Below are 23,960 nucleotides of genomic sequence, written 5' to 3'. Positions count from 1 at the left end.
GGCGATGAGGACCGAGCCTTGAACCAGGCGTACGCGCTGACCGCCGTCACCGTCGTCGTCCTGGTCACGGTGCTGGTCGGCGCGCTGGGGCTGCGGATATCGCGGACCACCTCCGACTTCTACGTCGCCTCGCGGACGGTGGGGCCCCGGCTCAACGCGGCGGCGATCAGCGGGGAGTACCTCTCCGCGGCCTCCTTCCTCGGGGTGGCCGGGCTGGTGCTGCTCCAGGGGCCCGAGATGCTCTGGTACCCGGTCGGCTACACCGCCGGATACCTGGTGCTGCTGGCGCTGGTGGCGGCCCCGCTGCGGCGCTCGGGGGCGTACACGCTGCCCGACTTCGCCGAGGCCCGGCTGGAGTCGCAGGCGGTGCGCCGGGTCGCGGTGCTGTTCGTGGTGGGGGTGGGCTGGCTGTACCTGCTGCCGCAGCTCCAGGGCGCCGGGCTGACCCTGGAGATCCTGACCGGGGCCCCGCACTGGGTGGGCGGGGTGGTCGTCGCGTTCGTGGTCACCGCGGCCGTCGCGGCCGGCGGGATGCGGAGCATCACCTTCGTGCAGGCCTTCCAGTACTGGCTCAAGCTCACCGCGCTGCTGGTGCCCGCCCTCTTCCTGCTCGCCGCCTGGGCCGGGGACGGCGCGCCGCGCGCCTCCTTCGACGCCCCGGCGGTCTTCCGCGAGCACACCGCCGTCACGCTCGCCGAGGACGTACGGCTCTCGCTGGACGCGCCGCTGGCGGTGAAGGTCACCGGGCAGGTCGACGGACGCAGCCATACGGCCGCCCCGCTGACGCTGGAGCCCGGGGAGCACTCCGTACGGGCCAAGGCGCGGCTGGAGTTCGCCCCGGACACCCGGGTTCCGCAGACCCGGGCGAAATCCGGGCGGGACACCGCCCGCTGGTCCGAGCCGATGGACGGGGACCGGCCGGCGCTCGGCCTGTACGCGACGTACGGGCTGGTGCTGGCCACCTTCCTCGGCACGATGGGCCTGCCCCACGTGGCGGTGCGCTTCTACACGAGCCCGAACGGCCGCGACGCGCGGCGCACCACGCTGGTGGTGCTCGGCCTGCTCGGCTTCTTCTACCTGCTGCCGCCGGTGTACGGGGTGCTCGGCCGGACGTACGCCCCGGAACTCGCCCTCACCGGGGACGCGGACGCGGCGGTGCTGGTGCTGCCGGATCGGATGGTGGGCGGGGTGCTCGGCGATCTGCTGGGGGCGCTGGTGGCCGGGGGCGCGTTCGCGGCGTTCCTGTCGACGGCTTCGGGGCTGACCATGGCGGTCGCCGGGGTGCTGCACCAGGACGTCCTGGCGAGGCGCGGGGTGCGGACGTTCCGGATCGCGGTGCTGGTGGCGATGCTGGTGCCGCTGGGCGGGAGCATGCTGCTGACGGACGTCCCGGTGGCGGACGCGGTGGGGCTGGCCTTCGCGGTGTCGGCCTCGTCGTTCTGCCCGCTGCTGGTGCTGGGCATCTGGTGGCGCCGGCTGACCCCGCCGGGCGCCGTGGCCGGGCTGGTCGTCGGGGGCGGGGCGGCGCTGGGCGCGGTGCTGGCGACCCGCGCGGGGCTGCCCCCCGCGGGGTGGGTGCACACGCTGATGGCGTGGCCGGCGGCGTGGTCGGTACCGCTGGGATTCCTGACGATGGTGCTCGTGTCGCTGGCCACGCGTTCGCGGATACCGGCGGGGACGGCGGCCACGCTGGCCCGGCTGCACCTGCCGGAGAGCGTGACCGGGGCCGGCGCGGGCGGTGCTCCATGACCGGAGCGGTGCTCGCGGCCCTCGCCGTGGCGGGCGCGGCCCTGCTGCTGGGCCTGGGCTGGGCTGGCGGCCGGTGGCACGCCCGGCGCGGCGAACGGGCGAGTGGGCCGGCCCTCGGCACCCCCGTGGAGCGGGCCACCTTCCACACCCTGCACACCGCCTCGCTGGCCGCTCCCCCGCTGCGGGCCGGGCTCACCGAGGACGCCGCCCGCAAGGCCGCGAAACGCCTGCGCTCGCTGCTGGGCACGGAGGCGCTGTGCCTCACCGACCGGCATTCCGTGCTGGCCTGGGACGGGCCGGGCGCCGACCACCACGAGCGGCGGGCGATGGCCCGCGTCGCCGTCATGCTGGACTCCGGCCGCAGCATGAGCGTGCGGACGGAGTGCACCCGCCCCGACTGTCCGCTGAAATGGGCGGTGTTCGCCCCGCTCACCGGCGAGGACGGGGTGCTCGGCGCGCTCGTGGCCTACGGTTCACGGGAGTCGGCGGTGCTGGTGCGGGCCGCGACGGAGGTGGCCCGCTGGGTCTCCGTCCAGCTGGAGCTCTCCGAGCTGGACCGCTCGCGCACCCGCCTGATGGAGGCGGAGATCAAGGCGCTGCGCGCGCAGATCTCCCCGCACTTCATCTTCAACTCCCTCGCCGCGATCGCCTCGTTCGTCCGCACCGACCCGGAGCGGGCGCGGGACCTGCTGCTGGAGTTCGCCGACTTCACGCGCTACTCCTTCCGGCGGCACGGGGAGTTCACCACGCTCGCCGAGGAGCTGCGGTCCATCGAGCAGTACCTGGCCCTGGCCGGGGCCCGGTTCGGGGACCGGTTGAAGGTGACCCTCCAGGTGGCGCCCGAAGTGCTGCCGGTGGCGCTGCCCTTCCTGTGCCTCCAGCCGCTCGTGGAGAACGCCGTCAAGCACGGGCTGGAGGACTCCACCGAGGAGTGCCTGATCACCATCACCGCCCGGGACGCGGGCGCGGAGGCCGTGATCACCATCGAGGACAACGGGGTCGGCATGGATCCGGCCGTGCTGCGCCGGATCCTGGCCGGCGAGCACGGCGGATCCTCCTCGGGCATCGGGCTGACGAACGTGGACGAGCGGATCCGGCAGGTGTACGGGGACGCGTACGGCCCGGTGATCGAGACGGGGGTGGGCGCGGGCATGAAGATCTCCCTGCGGATACCCAAGTACCGTGCGGGCGTGCACAGTTCGGGACCGGGACAGCAGCCGCGCCGGTACTGACCGGGCCCCGGGCGTGCCATCCTGGCCGAGACACCCCCGAGCGCGGACCGACTGCCAGGGCTCCCCCGGCGGCAGCCGGGGGACGGTCTGGGAGGTTCGCCGAGGTGCGGGTCGGGCGGGAACAGCGGCGCGAGGAGTTACGGGACTGGGTGCGCGGCGGTGCGCGGGGCCTCGGTGGCCGCCTGGTCGTGGAGGGCGAGCCCGGCGCGGGCCGGACGGCGCACGTGCGCGAGGCGCTGGCCGAGGCGGCCGCGCTGGGCTGCCGGGTGCGCTACGGGGCCGCCGACCCCTTCACCGCGGAGCTGCCGCTGCGGGCCGCACTGGACTGCCTGCACCCCGACGGCGCCGACCGGACGGCCGTGGTCTCCCTGCTCCGGGAGGCCCGGGAGGCGGAGCGGCCCGGCGGGGCATGGCTCGCCGCCATGGACCTGCTGGTGTCCGGGGTCGAGGGGTGGTGTGCGCGGGGCCCGCTGCTGCTGGTGCTGGACGACCTGCACTGGGCGGACCCGGCCAGCCTGGCGCTGTGGCGGCGCCTGGGCCGGACGGCGGACCGGCTGCCGCTGCTGCTGGCGGCGACCCGAAGACCGCTGCCCCGGCGCCCCGAGGTGGAGCAGCTGTGCGCCGAGCTGGGCGCCGGCCCGGGCGGGCACACCGTACGGCTGGAGCCGCTGGACGGGCCCGAGTCGGCCGAGCTCCTCCACGGGCGGCTGGGCGCACCCCCGGGCCCGGGCCTGCGCCGGGCCGCCGACCAGGCGGGCGGCAACCCCCGTCTCCTGCACGAGCTGGCCGCACACTGGTCCGGGGCCATCGAGGTCACCGCCGGCACCGCCGAACTGACCGTTTCGGAGGAGGAGTTGCCCGAGCCTCCCGACTCCCTCCGCCGGGGCCTCGGCTACCTGTCGCGCGCCGCCTACACCACCCTGCGGCACGCCGCCCTGCTCGGGCCGGCCTTCACACCGCGCGAGCTGGCCCTCGTACAGGCCAGGCCCGCCCGCGAGGTGCTGGCCGAGCTGGAGGAGCCGCTGCTCGCCGGGCTGCTGGAGGACGCCGGCGAGCAGCTGCGCTTCCGGCAACCCGCGCTGCGCCGTGCCCTGTACGCCGAACTGCCCCGGCCGGCCCGCTCCGCCCTGCACCAGGAGGCGGCCCTGGCCCTCGCCGGGGCCGGCCGCGATCCGGCCCGGACCGCCGAACAGCTGCTGGCCGGCGGAGCCTTGGACCGCTGGGCGGTGGAGTGGCTGGCGGACTCGGCCCAGGCCCTGATCGCGGCGGCACCGGGCGCGGCCGCCGAACTGCTGGAGCGGGCCGTCGGCCAGGCGGGGCGCGCGGACCGGGACGCCCTGGAGGGGAGCCTCGCGGACGCCGCCCTGATGCTGCGCCGCCCCGAGTCGGCGGAGCTGCTGACCACCCTCCACCGGCGGGCCGCGGATCCCGGGGCCCGCGCGGCACTGGCCTTCAAGCTGGTGTCGGCGCTGATGATCGAGGGGGACATGGGCCGGGCGCTGGCCGTCACCGAGGACGCGCTGGCGGAACCGGTCCCCTCCCCCGCGCTCCGGCTGCGGCTGGAGGCCTGCCGGGTCCTGGCCCTGGCCGAACGGGGCAGCCCGGCGCAGGCCCGTGTCCTGGCCGTCCCGGTGGTGGCGGAGGCGGCCCGGCTGGGCGATCCGCTGTGCGGGGCGGAAGCCCACCACGCGATGGCCTTCGCCCTGTTCCACCTGGGCCGCGGCCGGGAGTCGCTGCGCCATGTCGCCGAGGGGATCGCCTGGGCCCGGCGCGGCCCCGAGGCCAACGACATGCGGCTGCTGCTCCTGGCCAACCAGGCCGAGGGCCATGGGCAGTTCGACGAGCCGGAGCCCGTCGAGGCGGCGCTGCGCGAGGCGCGGGAGCTGGCTCTCGCCACCCGCTCGACGGGGCGGCTGGCGGTGACCGAGGTCCTGCTCGCCGAGTTCCACTACCGGCTCGGCGACTGGGACGCCGCGCTCGCCGGGGTGGCGCGGGCGGACGGGCTGCCCGTCTCGGACGGCTGGCTCCCGGTGGTGGTGCACGGACTGCGGGCGCTCGTGCGGGGCCACCGCGACGAGCGCGAGGCGGCGCGGGCCGAGCTCGCCCTGCTCCCGCCGGCCGCGTTCGCGGCGCCGGCGGCCCGCCGCTACAGCGGGCACGTACGGCTGGCCCGGGCCCTGCTGGCGGAGCGGGCGGGCCGGCCGGCCGACGCGGTGCGCGAGCTGCTTCCGGCGCTGGCGGACGGGCCGGACGAGGCGAGGACGTACGAACGCCCCTGGATGCTGTCGGAGATCGTCCGGCTGGCCCTGGAGTGCGGGGACACGGCTACGGCCCGGGCGGCGGTGGCGGCCTGCGGGCGGACTGCGGCGGCACTCGCCGAGTACCCGGGCCCGGCGCTGGCGCTGCTGCGCTGCGAGGGCCTGTTCGCGCAGGACCCGCGGCTGCTGGCGCAGGCGCTGGAGCGGGCGGAGCGCGTCGGTCGGCCGCTGGTGCTGGGCCACGCGTGGGAGGACTTGGCGGTGGCCCGGGCCTGGCACGGCGATCTGGCGGCGGCGCGGTCGGCGCTGACGCGTGCGGTGGCCGCGTACGAGGAGCTGGGCGCGCGGTGGGACGTCGCCCGGGCCGACGCCCGGCTGCGGAGCCTGGGGGTGCGGCGCGGCAGCCGTTCGGCGCGGCGGCGGGCGGCCAACGGGTGGGAGGCGCTGACCCCGGCGGAGCTAAGGGTGGCCCTGCTCGTCGCGCAGGGCCGCTCGAACCCGGAGATCGCGAGCGCCCTGTTCCTGTCCGCACGGACGGTCCAGACGCACGTCTCGCACATCCTGGCGAAACTGCAGGTCCGCTCGCGGGCGGCGGTGGCCGCTCAGGCGGCGCGGCGCCCGGGGTCGGAGCCGGGCCCGGCGCCGGGGCCCGGGCCGTAGCCGGGCATGGCGTCGCGCAGCGCCCGAAGGGCGTAGTACGTACGGGACTTGACGGTCCCGGCGGGGACGCCGAGCGCCTCGGCGGCCTCGCCGACCGATGCCCCGCGGAAGTAGATCTGCACGAGCACCGCGCGGTGCTCCGGGCTGAGCGATCCCAGCGCGTCGCGGACGTCGAGGACGGTGACGGCCCGCTCGGTGCCGTCGTCGGCGACGGGCGCGTGACCGTCGAGCGCGTCCGGCCCGACCTCGGCGGGCCGCACCCGGCGGGCCCGCCGGGCGTCGATGGCGAGGCGCCGGCCGACGGTGTAGAGCCAGGGCCGCATGGAGGCGTGGTCGCTCTCCAGGACCTCGGGGTGTTTCCAGGCGCGGAAGAGGGTCTCCTGCAGGAGGTCCTCGGCGCGGTGCCGGTCGCCGAAGGTGAGACCGAGGAGGAAACCGTAGAGGGCCTTGCCGTGTTCGCTGTGCAGTCGCGCGAGGGCGTGGGCGTCGGTGCGGCGGCAGAGGGTCGTGGTCACGGGGCGCCCCTTCCAGGTCGGATGACCTGAGCGTGACCGAACCGGCGCCCGGAGTTATCCGCCGCATGGCGTATCCGCCGCCACCTGCGCCGACCGGTCGAGCGGCGCGCCGAACGGTCCCCCGCGGAACGCCGGTGGCCCCGGGCCCGTCCGCGGGGGACGGGCCCGGGGCCACCGGGAAAACGGGTCGGACGTGCCGGCTAGCTCCAGCTGGCGTGCAGCGGCTTGCCCTCGGCGTAGCCCGCCGCCGACTGGACGCCGACCACGGCCTTCTCCTCGAACTCCGCGAGGGAGCCCGCGCCCGCGTAGGTGCAGGACGAGCGCACGCCCGCGATGATCGAGTCGATGAGGTCCTCGACGCCCGGGCGGGCCGGGTCCAGGAACATCCGCGAGGTCGAGATGCCCTCCTCGAACAGGCCCTTGCGGGCCCGGTCGTACGCCGACTCCTCGGACGTGCGGTTCTGCACGGCACGCGCCGACGCCATGCCGAACGACTCCTTGTAGAAGCGCCCGTCGGCGGCCTGCTGGAGGTCGCCCGGGGACTCGTACGTCCCCGCGAACCAGGAGCCGATCATCACGTTCGACGCACCGGCGGCCAGCGCCATCGCCACGTCGCGCGGGTGGCGGACGCCGCCGTCGGCCCACACGTGCTTGCCGTACTTCTTCGCCTCCGCCGCGCACTCCAGCACCGCGGAGAACTGCGGGCGGCCCACGCCGGTCATCATGCGGGTGGTGCACATGGCGCCGGGGCCCACACCGACCTTGATGATGTCGGCGCCGGCCTCGATGAGGTCCTTGACGCCCTCGGCGGCCACGATGTTGCCCGCCACGATCGGGACCTGCGGGTCCAGCGCGCGCACGGCCTTGATCGCGTTGATCATCGACTCCTGGTGGCCGTGGGCCGTGTCGATGACGAGCGTGTCCACGCCCGCGTCGAGCAGCTGCTTGGCCTTCTGCACGAAGTCGCCGTTGATGCCGACGGCCGCCGCGATGCGCAGCTTGCCGTCGGCGTCGGTGGCAGGGGTGTACAGGGTCGCGCGCAGCGCGCCCTTGCGGGTGAGGAGGCCGACGAGCTTGCCGTCCTTGTCGACGGCCGGGGCCAGCTTGCGGTGGCCGGCGTCGAGCTTGTTGAAGGCCTCGCGGGGGTCGATGTCGGCGTCGATGAGCAGGAGCTCCTTCGACATGACCTCGGAGAGCTGGGTGAAGCGGTCCACGCCGGTCAGGTCGTGGTCGGTGACCACACCGACCGGGCGGCCGTCGGCGTCGACGACGACACCGGCCCCGTGTGCCCGCTTGGGCAGCAGGGACAGCGCGTCGGCGACGGTCTGGGTGGGCGCCAGGGTGATCGGGGTGTCGAGCACGTGGTGGCGGGTCTTCACCCAGGAGATGACGTCGGTGACGATCTCGATCGGGATGTCCTGCGGGATGACCACGATGCCGCCGCGGCGGGCGACCGTCTCGGCCATGCGGCGGCCCGCGATGGCGGTCATGTTCGCCACGACGAGCGGAATGGTGGTGCCGGTGCCGTCGGGCGAGGAGAGGTCCACGCCCTGGCGGGAACCGACCGCAGAGCGGCTCGGCACCATGAATACATCGTCGTACGTCAGGTCGTACGGCGGCTTCTGGTCATTGAGGAAACGCACGTGCTGAACATCCCAGTCGATCGAAGGATCCGGCTGCGGCCCCGGCGGGCGGCCGGGGAAACGCACGTACTTCATTCTCCCATGACCCGCGCTTCATGCCGCCCGGGCTGATCGTCCAGGACATACCGGGCCCTGTGGTCTGTTCCTACGGGACCGTCGGCCGCCCCTACGGGACTTTGGTCCTCTCCCGGTGGACCGGACCGGGCCGGTGGGCCAGGGGCAGGATCGATCCTCCGTAGCGGGCCGCCGTGAACTCGGCGGCGATCGACAGGGCCGTCTCCTCGGGCGTGGCGCCGCCGAGGTCCAGTCCGATGGGCGAGCGCAAGCGGGCGAGCGCGGCCCGCGGCACCCCCTCCTCGCGCAGCCGCTGCTCGCGTGCGGCGTGGGTGCGCCGCGATCCCATGGCCCCGACGTAGCCGAGCGGCAGCCGCAGGGCGAGGGCCAGCAGGGGTACGTCGAATTTGGCGTCGTGGGTGAGGACGCAGACCGCCGTACGGGAGTCCACCCGGCCCGCCTCCCATTCCGCGGCCAGGTGCCGGTGCGGCCAGTCCACGACCACCTCGTCGGCGTCGGGGAAGCGGGCCGCGGTCGCGAAGACGGGCCGGGCGTCGCAGACGGTGACCCGGTGCCCCAGGAAGGCCCCGATCCGGGCGAGCGCGGCGGCGAAGTCGATGGCGCCGTAGACGATCAGCCGCGGCCGTTCGGCCGCCGATTCGACCAGCAGGGTCAGCGGCTGCCCGCACAGCCCCCCGGCGGTCCCGAGCTCGGCCGTCCCGGTGCGCCCGGCCAGCAGCAGGTCCCGTACGTGCACGGCGGCGGCTCGGTCCAGGGCCGCGCCCCCGCCCAGGCAGCCCTCGTACGATCCGTCGGGGTGGACGGCGAGCGCCCGGCCGAGCTGCGGCGGCGGGCCGGAGACCACCCGGGCCAGCGCGGCGCGGGCCCCGCCGGCGGCGGCCTCCAGCACGGAGCCGAGGACGGGCCGCACCGGATCGTGCCCGCGCACCGGGGTGACGAGCACGTCCAGGACTCCCCCGCAGGTCAGGCCGACGGCGAAGGCGTCGTCGTCGCTGTATCCGAAGCGGTGCACGCCGCCTTCGCCGGAGGCGATGGCGTCGAGGCACAGCTCGTGCACGGCGGACTCCACGCAGCCGCCCGAGATGGAGCCGAGGGCGGTGCCGCCGGCGTCGACGGCGAGCGAGGCGCCCGGGCCGCGCGGCGCGCTCCCGGTGACGGCGACCACGGTGGCCAGGGCGAATTCCCGGTGCGCGGAACACCACGCGCGTAGCTCTTCGGCGATGTCGAGCATCAGCGGATGTACTCGCGTCTCGCGCTCTGGCCCGGGATCAGCGGCCGCGGCGGCAGCACCGGCGGGCCGGTCCGCGGCACGGGACCGGGCGCTCCGGTGCGTGGCCGGCCCCCCGGCGCCCCGCCGATCGCGGGCCGGCCGGGCGGGGGGAACGCGTCGGGTACCCGGCCGCGGGCGCTGAGCAGCTTCGACGCGTGGGCGACGCTCGCGAGCGTGGCGTGGTGGTGCCAGCCACGGAAGGAGCGGCCCTCGAAATCACGGATGCCTACGGGTTCGCAGGTCTCGGTGAAATCGAGGGATACCCGGTCGGTGAGTTTGGCGAGCAGGAAGAGCTGGGCCAGCGGCCGGTCCCCGATGTTGGTGATCCAGAACTCGGAGGGCAGCAGGGCGGCTTCGGTCCAGGCGCCGACGAGCAGCAGCGGGGTCGGCGGCATCGGCACGGGGCGGTCCTCGCCGGGGGTCGCGAGGATGGCGGCCGAGGTCAGCAGGGTCACTGCTCCTTCGGCGCGGCCGTGCCGGGTCCATTCGACGACGCGCCGCTGGGAGCGCAGGGAGTCGATGAGTTCGCGGGCGGGTGCGGTGTGCGGTCCGGGCTTGTGCCGGCCGGCGCCGCCGAAGGAGACGGGCAGCGAGCCGTCGACCTTGAAGACGAAGGGTATGTCCTGCAGGGCGAAGGACTCGATGCTCTGCGGGATGTCGGTGTTGGCGACCTCCATCACCACGGGCCGGCGCTGGAGTTGCCAGGTGGCGGCCATCCGCTGGACGGCGTGTACGGCGTCCTGGGCGGGGGTGAGCGAGCGGGCGGTGTCGGGGATGCCGGCCCGCCGGCGGCGCATCAGCTCGTTCGTCCAGGGCCCCGGGAGGGTGAGGGTCCACTCGACGGGGAAGCTGGCCTCGCTGGAGGCGAGCCAGATGCCGCTGGCCTGCTGGCAGTTGGCGGTGCGGCCGAGCTGGGGGACGAACTGCCGGCCCACTCCCACGGAGCGGTCGCCGGCCTTCTCGATGACCATGGGCTGGACCACCCAGGCCAGCGGGCGCTGGGCGGTGCGTTCGAGGTACTGGGCGAGGGAGCGGCGCACCGGTGTCCAGTCCCACGGCGACTTGCTGATGAACTGCTGCAGGCTCTGCTCGACGGAACTCGCCCCGGTTCCGGCAATGTTACGGATTGTTTTCTTCCCACTGGTCCGCACGAGGCCGTTGAGATAAACACGGGCCCAGTTTCGCTGGTCCCGCCGGGGTAAGGATTCGAAGAAAAGCGAGATCAGGACGTCGATCAATTCGGAGATTTCCTTGGTGGATTCCTCCGGCAGGACTGCGCGAGCCATCTGGGCCTCCCCCGCGACCACTAGATCCAATACCCTACTTGACCGTACTGAGCGGCCGTAGGCCCCGGCGGCTACTTCCTGAGGTCGCTCGCAGATTCGAGCCGCTCTTCCTCTACCACGAGGGGGATGGGGATCTGGTTCGCCGCATAGTAGAGCGCGATCAGGAAGTGTGTGGCGAGAGTGAGGGGAGCGGAGAAGAAGGACAGGAGAACGGTCAAGGGGTAGGCCACGGCGCCGAGGCCGAAGCGCACGCGGGTGGCCCGGGCGCCGTCCTTGTCCACCCGCTCGTGGAAGAGGTGGCCGACCCGTGTGACGTACCACCAGAAGGCCAGGAACGCCAGCGCGTAGGCGACGGTGACCGAACTGTAGAGGACCGCGGCGGCGTTGGCGGAGCCGCCCTCCTCGACGAGGTGCTCGGCGAGGACGGTGGTGGTGTAGGGAATCACCGATACCACCATCAGCACCAGGAGATTCAGGAACAACAGCGGCCGGTCCACCCGCTTCAGGTGACTGAAGATGGTGTGGTGATTCACCCACATCACGCCGATGATGAGGAAACTCACCACGTATGCGGCATAGTGCGGCCACTGTTCCGACACCCCGTGCCAGAAGTCCGACCCCCTTTCCTCCGGAACCTTTAGTTCCAGAACCAGGATCGTGATGACGATGGCGAATACACCGTCACTGAATGCCTCGACACGTCCGGTTTCGCGTTCCATGACCTCCCCTTTGCCATTTCACAAGCCAAGCCAAGCCAAGCCGGTCCAAGCCCTGGTCCCGGTCGCCGGAGGGGCTTGCACGTGCGGGGAGGGCGCTGCCTCCGCCCTCCCCGCACACGCTACCCAGATATCCTTGGTCAGCCGCCGAAACCGGCGGTCTGGCGCCAGATCCGGCCATCGCGGACCACGAGTGTCCCGAACGCGTGCTCCGGTTCTCCGTTCAGGTTCATGATCGCGCGGTAGAAGATCGTGTCCTCGGTCTCGATGTATTCCTGGAGCTCCACCAGGGTCGGCTTCACCGTCAGGTAGCCCGTGAACGTCTCCCGCACGGCGTCGATGCCGACGGAGACCCCCTCGAAGCGCAGCAGCACCGCGTCGTCGGTGTAGTTCTTCATGACCGCCTCGATGTCCAGGGCGGCCAGCGCCTCCATCTGGCGGACGAACACCGGGTGGAGCTTGGAGATGTCGTACTTGGCCATGTCGACTCCGTTCATTCAACTGGTGGTGGAGCGGTCGGAGGTGGGTTCCTCGGGTGTTTCGGCGCAGGCGGCGGCCGCGGTGAGCGGCAGCCGGACGACCATCCGGGTCTCGCCGGGACGCGAGCGGGCGGTGATCGAGCCGCGGTGGCGCTGGGTCACGATGCGGTAGCTGAGGTGCAGTCCGAGGCCCGTGCCCTTCCCCACGTCCTTGGTCGTGTAGAAGGGTTCGAAGATCCGCGGCAGGGATTCCCCGGGGATGCCCCGCCCGGTGTCGGCGATCTCGACGACCAGGCACACGCCTTCGGCGCGCACCCGCAGGGTGAGGGTGCCGGCGCCTTCCATGGCCTCGGCGGAATTGTCGATCAGGTTGGTCCACACCTGGTTCAACTCACTCGGATAGCCCGTCAGTTCGGGCAGGTCCGGTTCGTACTCACGCACGATGGTGATCCCGGCGAGCTTGGCACGCAGGACGACCAGCGTGTTCTCGATCCCGTCGGCCACCGCGAAGCGCTGTTCGGGCGCCCGGTCGAGATTGGCGTAATCCCGGGTGGCGGCGACGAGTTGGGAGATCCTGGGGCCGGCCGCGCGCAGCTCCGCGGCCAGGGAGCGGATCTCCAGCAGGGCCGCGAGGTGGTCGAGGGCGGCGGGCAGGGCCGGCTCCCCGACCCCTTCCAGCCGCTCCAGCAGCCAGCCCAGTTCCAGCCCGAGGTCCGAGATCCCCGAGCCGAGCAGCCCGGGCCGTTCGGTGCCCGCCTCCTCGGCCCAGTCGGCGATCTCCTCCTCGGCGTCGGCCTGGGCGAACGGATCGGTGGTGACCGGCGGCGGCAGCTTGTCGAGCTCCTCGGCCAGCCGGTCGAACACGGAGCGCTCCGCGCCCGTCGCCGCGGCGCCCCAGGCCTGCGCGGTCCGCGTGAGGCCCTCCAGGGCCGGTGCCAGCTCCTGCGCGGCCCGGGCCACGGCGGCCGCCGGGTTGTTCAGCTCGTGCGCGAGGCCGGCGGCCAGGGTGCCGAGCGCCTCGACGGTGGCCCGCTTGCGGGCCTGCACCTCCGAGGACTTGATCCGCCAGGCCAGGACCGGGATCAGCACCGCCGCCACCCCGTGGCAGCGGGTCAGCATCTCGAAGAACACCGGCTTCGGGTACGCGACGACGGTGGTCGCCGGGCCGCTCGCGGCCGCGGTGGCCACGTACGCGCCGTCCGTCAGCAGCGGCAGCTCGCCGGTGAAGCGGTGCGCGGCGGAGGGCTTTCCGTCGTGCTCCTCGGCGGCGGCGCTCTCCTCCTCGGTGGAGTGCCGGGTCAGCACCTCCTCCCGGCCGTCGACGACCTTGGTGACCACCAGTCCGCCCGCGAGCAGGACGTGGAAGCCGGTGGCCTCCTCGCCGTCCCGGAACAGGACCTCCCCGTCGCCGAGGACCCGGGGCTCGGATACGGAGACCAGCCAGTCCAGCTGGTCCTCGGTGAGTCCGGCGAAGACCTCCAGCCCGAGCAGGGCCGACCGCAGCTCCGCGGTGCTCATGTCGGCAGCCTTCATGTCGTGCTCCCTTCGGCCCGGGTGCGGGCGGCCAGCCGCAGTGTGGTGAACAGGGCCAGCGCGCACACCCCGGCGACGGCGGCCATGAAGCCGACCGAGGTGCGGTGCAGGCCGTGGATGTTGGTGAGCATTCCGGCGAGCACCGCCGGCACGCTCATGGCGAGGTACGCGAAGACGTAGACGGCGGCGGTCAGTTCACCGCGGTGCGCCGGATCGGCGAGTGCGCTCAGCGCCCGGAAGGAGCCGAGGAACGCCGCGCCCCAGCCGCCGCCGAGGACGGCGGTGCCCACGAGGAACACGGGGGCCGAGCGGAGGCCCAGCGCCAGCAGGACCAGGCCCAGCCCGGCCAGCAGCCCGCACAGGCCCAGGACGGCGGTGCGCAGGGCCTCGACGCGGCCCAGCAGCAGCTGGGCCGCGGTGGCGGCGCCCGCGAGCAGGGCCACGGTGGCCCCGCCGACCAGGTAGTTGGAGCTGCCGAGGAGCGAGAGGGCCAGGTGCGGCCCGAGCGAGAGGTAGAAGCCGCCGACGGACCAGACGGCGACGATGGTCAGGACGAGGACCGCGAACCGGCCCCGCACGGCGGCCGGGACGTGGATCCGGCGTGCGCTGATCCGCATCCGGCCGCCGGAGCGGGCCTCGGGAGCGCTCTCACGCATCCTGAACACCCCCACCAGGGTGACCGCGAAGGCGGCGACCAGCAACAGGTAGCTGAGCACGGTCGGGGCGGGCGCGTACTGGACGAGCAGCCCGGCCCCGATCCCGCCGAGCCCGATCCCCACCGTCGGCCCCGCGCTGTTGACCTGGGCGCCGAGCGCCGGCCGTGAACGCGGGGCGAGTTCGAGCAGGGCGGCGCCCATCGCCCCGGTGGCCAGGCCCACCGCGAGGCCCTGCACCGCGCGGGCGGCGAGCAGCAGCCCGAGCCCCTGCGCCCCGGCGAACAGCCCCATGGAGACGATCGCCAGGACCAGGCCGGCGCCCAGCACGGGGCGCCGGCCCAGGGTGTCCGAGAGGGACCCGAACAGCAGGAGCCCGATCAGCACGGTGACGGCGTACAGGGCGAAGACCACCGTGATCGTGCCGGAGGACAGGCCCCATCTCTGCTGGTAGAGCACGTAGAGGGCGGAGGGTACGGACGAGGAGAGCATCAGCAGGACGAGCACCGCCCCGACCACCCAGAAGCCGGAGCCTCTGGGGGCCGCGGCCGCCTGGGCGGCCGGACCGGCCGGAACCCCCGTGGTCGTCCTGGACAATTCGGCCACTGCGTCAACTCCCCGTGGTGGGCGGTCAGGCGAGGGCCTGGTCTGCCCTCTGCAGCGCGCGGGCGGCGAGCACCCCCGCGAGGTGGCCGAGGTACTCGGCCGAGGTGCCGCGCCCGGGGACGAACAGCTCCCTGGGCTCGGCGCGGAAGGCCGCGAGCACGGCCTCCGTCGTGTACGGGCCCCCGCGCAGCCGTTCTTCGACCCCGCGCAGCCGCAGCGGACGGGCGGTGGCCCCGGTGACCGCGATGCGCGGCCCGTCGGCAGTGATCCGTACGGCGGTGGCGCACACCGGGTAGCGGGTGGCCCGGTCGGCGGTCTTCTCGAAGGCGGCTGCCCGCCCGGCTGCGGGCACCAGCAGTGCGGTGACCACCGCCCCGGCCGGCGCCCCGGAGACGGCGAACTCCTCGGCGGGCACGGTCCACCGCCCGCCGGGGCCGGCCAGTTCGACCGCGGCGTCCGCGGCGATGGCCGCGACCGGCAGGTCGGTGGCGCGCCCCGCGGCCGCGAGGTTCCCCCCGGCCGTGCCGAGGTTGCGGACCTGGGGGTCCCCGTTGGCCCGGGCGGCGGCCGCCAGTTCCGGGGCCTCGGCCAGGACGGCCGCGTGGCCCGCGAGCTCGGCGAGCGTGGTCAGCGCGCCGATGCGGATCAGGCCGGCGGTCCGCTCGATGCCGCGGAGCTCTTCGAGGTGGCGTACGTCGACGAGCAGCCGGGCGGTGTCCTCCCCGGTGCGCAGCCCGGGCAGCAGGCTCTGGCCGCCGGCCAGCACCCGGGCGCCCCGGTTGCCGGAGAGGAAGGCCAGGGCCTCTTCGAGGCCGACGGGCCGGACGTAGTCGAACTCGGTGAGGATCACTGGGCTTCCCCTCTCAGGCGGCGCCAGACCTTCTCGGGGGTGAGCGGCATGTCGATGTGCTGTACGCCCAGGTCGGACAGGGCGTCGACGACCGCGTTGACGACGGCCGCGGCGGGCGGCACGGTGGCGATCTCGCCGGCCCCCTTGGCGCCCAGCGGGTTGTGCGGGCTGGGCGTGGTGGTCTTGCCGAGGGTGAAGAACGGCACGTCCGCTGCGCGGGGCAGGGCGTACGTGGTCAGGTCCGAGCTGAGCAGCAGGCCCTGTTCGTCGTATACGGCGGCCTCCATCAGCGCCTGGCCCAGGCCGTGCGTGATGCTGCCCTCGATCTGGCCGAGGACGATCTTCGGGTTGCCGATGTTCCCCGCGTCGTCCACGGCGGTGTAGGCCACCACCTCGGTCTCGCCGGTGAGTTCGTCGACCTCGACGACCGCCACGTGCGTGCCGAAGGGGTAGTTGAAGTCGGGCGGATCGAAGTGGGTGGTCTCGTCGAGGGCCGGCTCGATCTCGTGCGGCAGCCCCCAGCCGTACCACATGGCCATCGCCAGCTCGGCGAAGGTCTTGGTGTTCTCCTCGTTGCCGTCCTCGTAGACCCTGCCGCCCGCGTAGACGACCTTGTCCTCGGGGACACCGAGGAAGACGGCCCCGGCCTTGACCAGCTTCGCCTTGATCTTCCGCGCGGTGAGGGCGACGGCGGGCGCGGCCATGCTGTAGGAGCGCGAGCCGTACGTGCCCTGCCCGTACGGGGCCTTGAGCGTGTCCCCCTCGTACACCTGGACCAGGGCCGGGTCGATGCCGAGTTCGTCGGCGGCGACCTGCGCGAAGACCGTGTGGTGGCTCTGGCCGGTGGAGGCGGAGCCGACGGTGACGGTGACCTCGCCGGTCGGGTGGACGCGGATGTTCGCGCTCTCCCAGGTTCCGCCGAGCATGCCCTCCTTGGACATCCGGGTGGAGGGGCCGACCCCGCAGATGGCCACGTAGGTGGCGATGCCCGCGCCGAGCCGCTTGCCGCGGGTGCGGGCCTCGGCCTTGCGGGCGGGCATGTCGGCGTAGCCGGAGAGCTCCATCGCCTTGTCGAAGTTCACCTGGTAGTCCCCGGAGTCGTACGTCCAGCCGAGGCCGTTGTCGTACGGGAACTTCTCGTTCGGTACCAGGTTCTTGCGCCGGACGGCCGCCGGGTCCATGCCGATCTCCGAGGCGAACCGGTCGACGAGCCGCTCCATCAGGAAGGCCGCCTCGGCGCGCCCGCTGCCGCGCTGGGCGCCGAGCGGGACCGTGTTGGTGAACGCTGCGTACACCTCGCAGAAGGCGGCCGGGATGTCGTACATGCCGCTGATGGAGCGGCCCATCAGGGCGGTGGCGACGCCGGGGCCGATGGTGGAGGGGTACGCGCCGAGGTTGGCGTAGCTGGTGGCCCACAGGCCGGTCATCCGGCCGTCGCGGGTGCCGGCGAGCACCACGTGCTGGCGGTGGTCGCGTCCCTGGACGGTGGAGTTCATCAGCCCGGTGCGGGTGTCCACCCATTTGACGGGCCGGCCCAGCGCCTTGGAGAGCAGCAGGACCAGCGCCATGTCGGGGTACAGGTACCCCTTGGTGCCGAAACTGCCGCCGACGGTCGGGGCGATCACCCGGAGCTTGTTGAACGGGATGCCGAGGACCAGCGCGGAGAGCAGGAAGCGGTGGTTGTGCGGGCCCTGGGTGGAGGCGTACAGCGTGTACTCGTCGGTGGCGGCGTTGTAGTCGCCGACCGCGCCGCGCGGTTCGATGGGGCTGTTGATGGTGCGCTGGTTGACCAGGTCCAGTTCGACCTTGACCTCGGCCTCGGCCAGGGCCGCCTCGGCGCGGTCCTTGTCGCCGCAGGTCCAGTACGCGTTCAGGTTGCCCGGTACGGCCTCGTGCAGCTGGGGCGCGCCTTCGGCGAGTGCCGCGTCGGCCCGGGTGACCACGGGCAGCGGTTCGTACTCGACGGCGATGGCGGCCAGCGCGGCGGCGGCCTGGCGCGGGGTCTCGGCGACGACCACGGCGATCGGGTCGCCGACGTGCCGGACGGTGTCGCCGGTCAGGACCGGGCGGGCGCCGGGAAGTCCGTAGGGGTGGGGCGGGAAGTGGCTCTCGACCCCGCCGGGGATCCAGATGCAGGGCAGCGGCATGACGTCGGTGAAGTCGGCCGCGGTGGCCACCTTCAGCACGCCGGGCATCTGCTCCGCGGCCTTGGTCTCGATGGAGAGGATCTTCGCGTGGGCCACCGGGCTGCCGAGGATCGCCATGTGGGCGGTGCCGGGCAGGTCGATGTCGGCCACGTACTTCGCCTCGCCGCGCAGCAGCTGCGGATCCTCGCGGCTGTCCAGCGGCTGGCCGAGCAGGCCCGTTCCCTGGAGGGGAGTCTCCCCCGTCACTGCGGTCATCTCCCTCACACCTCCTTGCCGGGCGCGGAGGCGGACACGGACGCCGGCTGGGGCTCGGGCCCGGCGGGCGCGGAGACGGCGGCGCTCCCGCTGATCTCCTCGGGTATCTCGGTCCGGGCGGCGGAGCAGGCGCGCTGCACGCCCCGTACGACGCTGTGGTAGCCGGTGCAGCGGCACAGGTTGCCGGTGAGCCACTCGCGGATCTCGGGCTCGGTGGGCGCCTCGCGGTCCGCGGCGTTGTTGGTGAGCGCAGTCTCGACGAGCTCGCCGAGGGCCATCACCATGCCGGGGGTGCAGAACCCGCACTGGGTCCCGTGCTCCTGGCGCAGGGCTTCCTGGAGGCCGTTGAGTTCGCCGCCGCGCGTGGTGACGCCTTCGATGGTGGTCACCCGGGAGCCGGCGGCGGACGCGGTGAGGATCAGACAGCTCTTGACCGAGCGTCCGTCGAGCTGGACGACGCAGGTGCCGCACTGGCCGGTGTCGCAGCCGACCTTGGTTCCGGTCAGCCCGAGGCCGTCGCGGAGCCGTTCCACGAGCAGTTCGTTCGGCTCGGCCGCGAACTGCTCGGGTCTTCCGTTCACGTTCAGTGAGAGATCCATGCCAGCGCCTGCGCTTCCGTGAGCGGCCGGTTGAAAAGGGGCCCGCCGGGCTGCTGGAGAATTCCTCCGGAGTGCAGCGAGCCGGTGTCGACGGGCGCGAATCCCAAATCCGCGATGATTCCCGCGACGATTTCCTTCGCCTTCTCGTCGTCGCCCGCCGTGAAATGGGCCAGGCGTTCGCCCCCCGCTGCGCCGGCGACGGCGAGAGTCTCGAAATGCATCGTGTTCAGGGATTTCACGACCCGGGCGCCCGGATACCACTCGGCGACCAGTTCGCTGGAGGCGCGCCCGCCCAGGTCGGCGGGCTCGCCGCCGCCGGCGAACGCGTTCGTGGCGTCCACCAGCACCTTGTCCTGCACGGCCGCGGAGGGGAGCAGCCCGCGGACGCTCGCGTACGGCACCATCAGCACCAGCAGTTCGGCCTGGTCCGAGACCTCGGCGGGGTGCGCCGCCGAGGCCGCCGGGCCCAGTTCGGCCAGTAAGGGGCCCATGGACCGGGGGCCGCGGGCGTTGGCCAGTAAGACCTCGTGCCCGGCCGCCACCAGGATCCGTGCGAGGGTCGAACCGATCCGCCCGGTGCCGATGATGCCTGTGCGCATTGCCGCTCCTACTCCGTCGGTCGCTCGGTCGGTCAGCCGGTCGGGAACTCAGTCCATGCCGATCCAGACCGACTTGGTCTGCGTGTAGCTCTCCAGGGATTCCGGTCCGCACTCGCGCCCGTATCCGGAGGCCTTGTAGCCGCCGTACGGCACGGAGGGGTCGTACTGGTTGTAGCAATTCACCCAGACCGTGCCGGCCTTGATCTGGGAGGCCACCCGGTGGGCGCGCCGCAGGTCCTTGGTGTGGACGCCCGCGGCGAGCCCGTACGCACTGTCGTTGGCGATCCGGATCGCGTCTTCCTCGGTGTCGAAGGGGATGATCGACAGGACCGGGCCGAAGATCTCCTCCTGCGCGATCCGCATGCTGTTGTCGACGCCGGTGAAGATCGTCGGCAGGAAGTACAGGCCCTGGCTGGAGGCCCCCTCCGGGGTCCAGCCGGTACCGCCGGTCCGCAGGACCGCGCCTTCCTTCTCGCCGATCTCGATGTAGGAGCTGACCTTCTCGAACTGGCCCCGGTGGGCGAGGGGCCCGAACAGGGTCTCCGGGTCGCGCGGGTCACCGGGCTTGAGGGCCGCGGCCCGGCTCACCAGGCGTTCGACCAGTTCGTCGTGGATGGGGCGCTGGAGCAGCAGGCGCGAGCCGGCGGTGCAGATCTCGCCCTTGTTGTAGTAGATGCCGAAGAAGGCGAGCTCCTCGGCGGCGTCCAGGTCGGCGTCGGCGAAGACGATGTTGGCGGACTTGCCGCCGAGCTCCATCGTCACCTTCTTCAGGGTGCCGGCCGACTTGCGGATGATCGTCTGGCCGACCGCGGTGGAGCCGGTGAAGGCGATCTTGTCGATGTCGGGGTGGCCGGTGAGGGTCTCACCGAGCTCCACGCCCGGACCGGTGATCACGTTCAGCACGCCGTCCGGGATCTCCGCCTCCTGGAAGAGCTCGGCGATCTTCAGCGCGGTGAGCGGGGTGGCCGGGGAGGGCTTGTGGACGACCGTGTTGCCCGCCGCCAGCGCCGGTGCGATCTTCGTCATCGACAGCAGCAGGGGGAAGTTGAACGGGGTGATGGCGCAGACCACGCCCAGCGGCTCGCGCAGGGTGTACGCGAGCTGCCCGCCGGCCGGGGCCCGCGAGGAGCCGTCGACCCGGGTCACGGCGCCGGCGTAGTAGTGCATGAGCTGGGCGGCCATGGGGGCGTCGACCGTGCTGGAGAAGGCGAACGGCTTGCCCATGTCCACCGTCTCCAGCAGGGCGATCTCCTCCAGGTCGCGCTCGATGAGCTCGCCGACCCGGTTCAGCCGCAGCGCGCGTTCCTGTGCGGAAAGTCTGCTCCAGGGACCTTCCTCGTACGCCTGGCGGGCGGCGGCCACGGCCGCGTCCGCGTCGGCGGCGGCGGCCTGGGCCACCGGTACGATCTCCTGTCCGTCCACGGGGCTGATGTCCGGCTCGGTACGGCCGTCCTGGGCCGAGACCCATGTGCCGCCGATGAACAGCTTCCCGGGGTTGGCCAAGGGCTGGTCGCTGAGCGCGCGCTTGGTCATGGCTGCCTTCCGGTGTCGGATGCGGGGGCGTTCTATCCCTTGGCGAGCTGCTGTAGGAACGTCTCGGCAAGGGCCTTGGAGGAGTACGGGTTCTGGCCGGTGGTGAGCCTGCGGTCCACGACCACGTGCGAGTCCCAGATCTTCTCGGCCTTCTCGTAGCGCGCGCCGAGCCGGGTGAGCTCGGCTTCGAGGATCAGCGGGAGGCGGCCGGCCATGTTGGTGACCATCTCCTCGCTGTGCGAGAAGGCCGTCATCCGGTAGCCCTCGAACGGCCAGCGGCCTTCGCCGTCGCGCAGTGCGAGCAGCGAGGTGTGGCCGTGGCAGACGGTGGCGAGCGGCTTGTCCTGGGCGAGGGCCCAGCGCAGGATCTGGGCGAGCTCGTCGGAGTGGGGCAGGTCTCCGATCGCGCCGTGGCCGCCGCTGACGTAGATCCCGTCGTACTCGGCTATGTCCTTCTCCCCGAGGGACTCCAGGGCGAGGGGGTTCTTGAGCTGGGGGGTGCTCTCGACGACTCTCACGTACTCGGCGGCGTTCGCCGCGTCCTCGTCCGGCGAGCCCTCGGGGCGGACCCATCGGAGGAACTGGGGGTCGATGCTGGTCTGGTCGACCGTGGGGGCCTGGCCCCCGATCGTCGCCACGTCCACGGTGTGGCCTGCGGCTGTGAAGAGGGTATAGGGAACGACGAATTCCTCGGCCCAGAAACCCGAGGGGTGTTGTTCCCCGTCCAGCAGGTGGAGCGTTGCCTTGGCCGTCATGACGACGAGAATCTTCATGACTGTTCTCCTTGTTCTGGAATCGCTGCCGATTCAACACGCCCCCCGCAGGGGGCGTAAGGGGGGAGCGTCAGGCGCGCGATACTTCGTGAGGTGCGTCCAACGCGGAGATGATGGAGCGGAATTCACCGACCAGGGGGTGGTCGGGATGGGCTTCGGCGAATATGCGTTCGCCGTACAGGGCGGCCATTTCCGGCACATAGGGAAGGATTCCGGCCAGGGGGGCGCCGTACACTTCCTCGGCACGCCGGCGGATCCGCTCCCCGTCGATGCCCTCGGGGGCCATGCTCATGACCAGAGCCCGCCGGCAGGCCAGCCGCCCGGCGAGGGCGATGGTCTCCTCGACCCCGGAGAGGTCGATCCGGTCGGCCCGGGCCATGATCATGAGTACGTCGGCGCTCGCCATGGCGGTCACCGACTCGTTGTTCAGTCCGGCGTGGGTGTCGAGCAGCAGCACGTCGAGCGCGTGGCACTCGATCAGCCGGTCGAAGCCCTCCGGCAGCAGCCCCACGTCGTATCCGCTGGTCATGAGCTCACGCAGGGCCGCCGTCCCGGTCCGTGCGGGTACCACGTACAGCCCGGGCACGCCGACCTGCTGGGCCGTGGACTCGATCTCGCAGCGCCCGAGCAGGTAGTCGGCCAGGGAGGGACCCGGGCCGAGCCGGAAGAGCAGGTCCAGGGTGGGCGACTGGATGTCCGTGTCGACCACCCCCACCCGGCGCCCCGCGCCCGCGATGAGCAGGGCGAGGTTCGCCAGTACCGAGGACTTTCCGGTGCCCCCGCGGTGCGAGTGCACCACGATCGTCCGGGCCATCAGGCCACCGCCGCACGGCCGGCGGCCCTGGTCCGGTCCGCGTGCGGCCCCCGCGCCGCACGTGGCCGGTGCAGGGCCAGCATGGTGACGTCGTCGTGCTGTTCGGCGGTTCCGGTGTGCTCCCGTACCGCGGTGTCCATGAGGTCGACCACCTCCCTGCCGCTCACCGGGGGGCCGGCGAGCAGCTCCAGCATCCGCTCGTCACCGAGGAAGCTGCCGTTGGGGCAGCGGGCCTCCGGCACTCCGTCGGTGAACACGAACAAGGTGTCGCCCGGGTTCAGCTGGGCGTAGCCGAGCGTGTACACGCAGTCCGGCAGTACCCCGACGGCGGGTCCGGTCACCTCCAGGGCGAGCGGCTCACCGCCGTCGGCGCGCAGCAGCAGCGGCGCGTTGTGGCCCCCGTTGATGTACACGAGGCTGCCGGTCACGGGGTCGAGCACACCGAAGAACAGGGTGGCGAAGTAACCCTGTCTCAGGTGGTTGCGGGTGAGGTAGCCGTTGGTGGCGGTGACCGCGTTGAGCAGCGGTGTCGCGCCGACCACCGGGATCCGCCGGCTGCCGCCCGCGCGCCCGGCGGCCACCAGGTGCTGGAGTCCGCTGTTCTCCGCGGTGTGCCGCAGCAGCGAGCGGATCAGCGCCATGAACAGCGCGGCGCCGACCCCCTTGTCGCAGACGTCGGCGACGACGAAGGCGAGGCGGCGGCCGCGGGAGATCTCGAAGACGTCGTAGAAGTCCCCGGCGACCTGCCGGGCGGGCCGGAAGCGGACGTCGATCTCCCAGCCTTCGGGGACCGGCAGCGATTCGGGCAGGAAGCCGGCCTGGATCTCCCGGCCGATCTCCAACTCCTTCTCGTAGCCCATGAGTTCGGCACGAGCATCGGCTTCGCGCAGGGTGCGGCCGAGTCCGGCGCGCTCCGAGCAGCTGTGCAGCCGGGCCCCTACGAGGGCGGGCAGGAAGGGCGGTACGAGGTAGTCGTGGCCGAGCCGGACGTGCTCCTCCAGGGCGGCGAACTGCGTCACCGTCCAGACGACCACGATGGGGGCCCCGGCCCAGCGGCGCAGCCGCCGTACCGCGAGGCGCACCGACTCGCCGTCGGCCTCGGCCGGGGCGAGCAGGACGTCGGCGACGGGCAGCTCGTCGAGCGGGCCGCCCCGCAATTCCGCCAGCGTGCGGGCGACGAGCTGCGCGTCCATCGAGCGCAGCGCGTCGAGCAGTTCGAGCGGAGGCGGCGGGTACTCGTCGAGGATGATCACGGTCGTGGAGGGCATGGGTCCGTCCCCTCAGCGTTCACAGTCAGCGTGCTGATGTTGCGGCCGTCCCTGCGTACGTAGCTGAATTCGTCCACGCTGGTCAGCGCCAGGTGGATGCCGAGACCGCCGATCCTGCGCCGCTCGGGGGGAATCCCGGGGGCGGGGGGCAGGCGGCCCTCGACGGGGTCGAACGCCGGCGCGGAGTCCGCTAGGGAGATCTGCACCCGGCCGGGACCGGAGCGGCCGCGGACGGTGATCCGTCCGTCGCCGCCCCGGTACCCGTGCATCACGATGTTCGTGGCCAGCTCGTCCACGGCCAGCCGGATCCGGTACGCGGGCCCCTTGCCCAGGCCCGCCCGGCCGGCCAGCCGCAGGACGAACGAGGCGATGTCGCCCAGTGCCCCCAGCGTGGCGGGCACCTCCAGTTCGGCGGGCGTCCTCGCCAGTTCGACCATGTCACTCATG

20 protein-coding genes are annotated in these 23,960 nt (G+C 73.0%); 3 read left to right on the top strand and 17 right to left on the bottom strand.

The features are described from left to right. Window positions 1-18: 18 nt before the first annotated feature. The 3 genes from ACIBAD_RS29400 to ACIBAD_RS29390 all read left to right on the top strand — a co-directional run bounded on the left by ACIBAD_RS29400 (window position 19) and on the right by ACIBAD_RS29390 (window position 5,899). The gene (locus ACIBAD_RS29400; RefSeq protein ID WP_398909583.1) at window positions 19-1,749 is read left to right on the top strand and encodes a cation acetate symporter; all 1,731 of its coding nucleotides are present in this window, start codon (window positions 19-21) and stop codon (window positions 1,747-1,749) included. Beyond that, window positions 1,746-2,981 carry a histidine kinase gene (locus tag ACIBAD_RS29395; RefSeq protein WP_134074612.1) on the top strand — a complete coding sequence of 412 codons (1,236 nt, stop codon included), beginning with the start codon at window positions 1,746-1,748 and terminating at the stop codon, window positions 2,979-2,981. The genes ACIBAD_RS29400 and ACIBAD_RS29395 overlap by 4 nt, the downstream gene beginning before the upstream one ends. Before the next feature lie 104 nt (window positions 2,982-3,085). Then, entirely contained in the window at window positions 3,086-5,899 is a 2,814-nt protein-coding gene (locus ACIBAD_RS29390; protein ID WP_398909580.1) for an ATP-binding protein, read from the top strand. Here ACIBAD_RS29390 and ACIBAD_RS29385 read toward each other — a convergent pair. The 17 genes from ACIBAD_RS29385 to ACIBAD_RS29305 all read right to left on the bottom strand — a co-directional run bounded on the left by ACIBAD_RS29385 (window position 5,842) and on the right by ACIBAD_RS29305 (window position 23,959). After that, entirely contained in the window at window positions 5,842-6,414 is a 573-nt protein-coding gene (locus tag ACIBAD_RS29385; protein WP_398909579.1) for a sigma-70 family RNA polymerase sigma factor, read from the bottom strand. The two genes, ACIBAD_RS29390 and ACIBAD_RS29385, sit on opposite strands and share 58 nt — an antisense overlap. 200 nt (window positions 6,415-6,614) lie before the next feature. Next, window positions 6,615-8,057, bottom strand: a complete 1,443-nt coding sequence (locus ACIBAD_RS29380; protein WP_208329120.1) for a GuaB1 family IMP dehydrogenase-related protein — start codon at window positions 8,055-8,057, stop codon at window positions 6,615-6,617. A 166-nt stretch (window positions 8,058-8,223) separates the two neighbouring features. Further along, a complete protein-coding gene (locus tag ACIBAD_RS29375; RefSeq protein ID WP_398909576.1) occupies window positions 8,224-9,363 on the bottom strand; it encodes an XdhC family protein in 1,140 nt (379 codons plus the stop codon). Further along, complete coding sequence (locus tag ACIBAD_RS29370) at window positions 9,363-10,688, bottom strand: transposase (RefSeq protein ID WP_134074615.1); 1,326 nt, start codon at window positions 10,686-10,688, stop codon at window positions 9,363-9,365. The genes ACIBAD_RS29375 and ACIBAD_RS29370 overlap by 1 nt, the downstream gene beginning before the upstream one ends. A 71-nt stretch (window positions 10,689-10,759) precedes the next feature. After that, window positions 10,760-11,407: a TMEM175 family protein gene (locus tag ACIBAD_RS29365; protein WP_398909574.1), complete on the bottom strand. Its 648-nt coding sequence runs from the start codon at window positions 11,405-11,407 to the stop codon at window positions 10,760-10,762. A 137-nt stretch (window positions 11,408-11,544) separates the two neighbouring features. Further along, window positions 11,545-11,901, bottom strand: coding sequence for a nuclear transport factor 2 family protein (locus tag ACIBAD_RS29360; protein WP_030157542.1), 357 nt, complete (start codon window positions 11,899-11,901; stop codon window positions 11,545-11,547). Then, a complete protein-coding gene (locus ACIBAD_RS29355; protein WP_398909572.1) occupies window positions 11,902-13,416 on the bottom strand; it encodes an ATP-binding protein in 1,515 nt (504 codons plus the stop codon). Then, entirely contained in the window at window positions 13,413-14,675 is a 1,263-nt protein-coding gene (locus ACIBAD_RS29350; RefSeq protein ID WP_398909570.1) for an MFS transporter, read from the bottom strand. The genes ACIBAD_RS29355 and ACIBAD_RS29350 overlap by 4 nt, the downstream gene beginning before the upstream one ends. Before the next feature lie 25 nt (window positions 14,676-14,700). Further along, entirely contained in the window at window positions 14,701-15,525 is an 825-nt protein-coding gene (locus tag ACIBAD_RS29345) for an FAD binding domain-containing protein (RefSeq protein WP_398909568.1), read from the bottom strand. Continuing rightward, on the bottom strand, window positions 15,522-17,927 hold the full coding sequence (locus ACIBAD_RS29340) for a xanthine dehydrogenase family protein molybdopterin-binding subunit (RefSeq protein WP_398909566.1): 2,406 nt from the start codon (window positions 17,925-17,927) through the stop codon (window positions 15,522-15,524). Before ACIBAD_RS29340 ends, ACIBAD_RS29345 begins: the two co-directional genes overlap by 4 nt. 5 nt (window positions 17,928-17,932) lie before the next feature. Next, window positions 17,933-18,508: a (2Fe-2S)-binding protein gene (locus ACIBAD_RS29335; RefSeq protein ID WP_398909564.1), complete on the bottom strand. Its 576-nt coding sequence runs from the start codon at window positions 18,506-18,508 to the stop codon at window positions 17,933-17,935. A gap of 2 nt (window positions 18,509-18,510) precedes the next feature. Beyond that, window positions 18,511-19,125: an NADPH-dependent F420 reductase gene (locus ACIBAD_RS29330; protein WP_398909562.1), complete on the bottom strand. Its 615-nt coding sequence runs from the start codon at window positions 19,123-19,125 to the stop codon at window positions 18,511-18,513. 48 nt (window positions 19,126-19,173) lie between these two features. Further along, window positions 19,174-20,658: an aldehyde dehydrogenase family protein gene (locus ACIBAD_RS29325; RefSeq protein ID WP_134074620.1), complete on the bottom strand. Its 1,485-nt coding sequence runs from the start codon at window positions 20,656-20,658 to the stop codon at window positions 19,174-19,176. A gap of 32 nt (window positions 20,659-20,690) precedes the next feature. After that, the gene (locus tag ACIBAD_RS29320; protein WP_398909559.1) at window positions 20,691-21,431 is read right to left on the bottom strand and encodes a type 1 glutamine amidotransferase domain-containing protein; all 741 of its coding nucleotides are present in this window, start codon (window positions 21,429-21,431) and stop codon (window positions 20,691-20,693) included. Window positions 21,432-21,501: 70 nt separating this feature from the next. Further along, the gene (locus ACIBAD_RS29315) at window positions 21,502-22,245 is read right to left on the bottom strand and encodes a MinD/ParA family protein (RefSeq protein ID WP_398909557.1); all 744 of its coding nucleotides are present in this window, start codon (window positions 22,243-22,245) and stop codon (window positions 21,502-21,504) included. Beyond that, entirely contained in the window at window positions 22,245-23,513 is a 1,269-nt protein-coding gene (locus ACIBAD_RS29310; protein ID WP_134074623.1) for a PP2C family protein-serine/threonine phosphatase, read from the bottom strand. Before ACIBAD_RS29310 ends, ACIBAD_RS29315 begins: the two co-directional genes overlap by 1 nt. After that, the gene (locus tag ACIBAD_RS29305; RefSeq protein ID WP_398909555.1) at window positions 23,495-23,959 is read right to left on the bottom strand and encodes an ATP-binding protein; all 465 of its coding nucleotides are present in this window, start codon (window positions 23,957-23,959) and stop codon (window positions 23,495-23,497) included. The genes ACIBAD_RS29310 and ACIBAD_RS29305 overlap by 19 nt, the downstream gene beginning before the upstream one ends. Between the last annotated feature and the right edge of the window lies 1 nt (window position 23,960).

Origin of the sequence: Streptomyces sp. NPDC051109 (assembly GCF_044455885.1) — a bacterium.
Taxonomy (GTDB): domain Bacteria; phylum Actinomycetota; class Actinomycetes; order Streptomycetales; family Streptomycetaceae; genus Streptomyces.
This window is presented reverse-complemented; position numbering and strand designations above follow the sequence as displayed.

What these genes read in the sequence shown, in the direction of transcription:
- ACIBAD_RS29330 (WP_398909562.1), bottom strand. Translation starts at nt 19,125, where the DNA reads ATGCGCACAGGCATCATCGGCACCGGGCGGATCGGTTCGACCCTCGCA.
- ACIBAD_RS29360 (WP_030157542.1), bottom strand. Translation starts at nt 11,901, where the DNA reads ATGAACGGAGTCGACATGGCCAAGTACGACATCTCCAAGCTCCACCCG.
- ACIBAD_RS29395 (WP_134074612.1), top strand. Translation starts at nt 1,746, where the DNA reads ATGACCGGAGCGGTGCTCGCGGCCCTCGCCGTGGCGGGCGCGGCCCTG.
- ACIBAD_RS29315 (WP_398909557.1), bottom strand. Translation starts at nt 22,245, where the DNA reads ATGGCCCGGACGATCGTGGTGCACTCGCACCGCGGGGGCACCGGAAAG.
- ACIBAD_RS29355 (WP_398909572.1), bottom strand. Translation starts at nt 13,416, where the DNA reads ATGAAGGCTGCCGACATGAGCACCGCGGAGCTGCGGTCGGCCCTGCTC.
- ACIBAD_RS29365 (WP_398909574.1), bottom strand. Translation starts at nt 11,407, where the DNA reads ATGGAACGCGAAACCGGACGTGTCGAGGCATTCAGTGACGGTGTATTC.
- ACIBAD_RS29320 (WP_398909559.1), bottom strand. Translation starts at nt 21,431, where the DNA reads ATGAAGATTCTCGTCGTCATGACGGCCAAGGCAACGCTCCACCTGCTG.
- ACIBAD_RS29340 (WP_398909566.1), bottom strand. Translation starts at nt 17,927, where the DNA reads ATGACCGCAGTGACGGGGGAGACTCCCCTCCAGGGAACGGGCCTGCTC.
- ACIBAD_RS29375 (WP_398909576.1), bottom strand. Translation starts at nt 9,363, where the DNA reads ATGCTCGACATCGCCGAAGAGCTACGCGCGTGGTGTTCCGCGCACCGG.
- ACIBAD_RS29310 (WP_134074623.1), bottom strand. Translation starts at nt 23,513, where the DNA reads ATGCCCTCCACGACCGTGATCATCCTCGACGAGTACCCGCCGCCTCCG.
- ACIBAD_RS29370 (WP_134074615.1), bottom strand. Translation starts at nt 10,688, where the DNA reads ATGGCTCGCGCAGTCCTGCCGGAGGAATCCACCAAGGAAATCTCCGAA.
- ACIBAD_RS29305 (WP_398909555.1), bottom strand. Translation starts at nt 23,959, where the DNA reads ATGAGTGACATGGTCGAACTGGCGAGGACGCCCGCCGAACTGGAGGTG.
- ACIBAD_RS29325 (WP_134074620.1), bottom strand. Translation starts at nt 20,658, where the DNA reads ATGACCAAGCGCGCGCTCAGCGACCAGCCCTTGGCCAACCCCGGGAAG.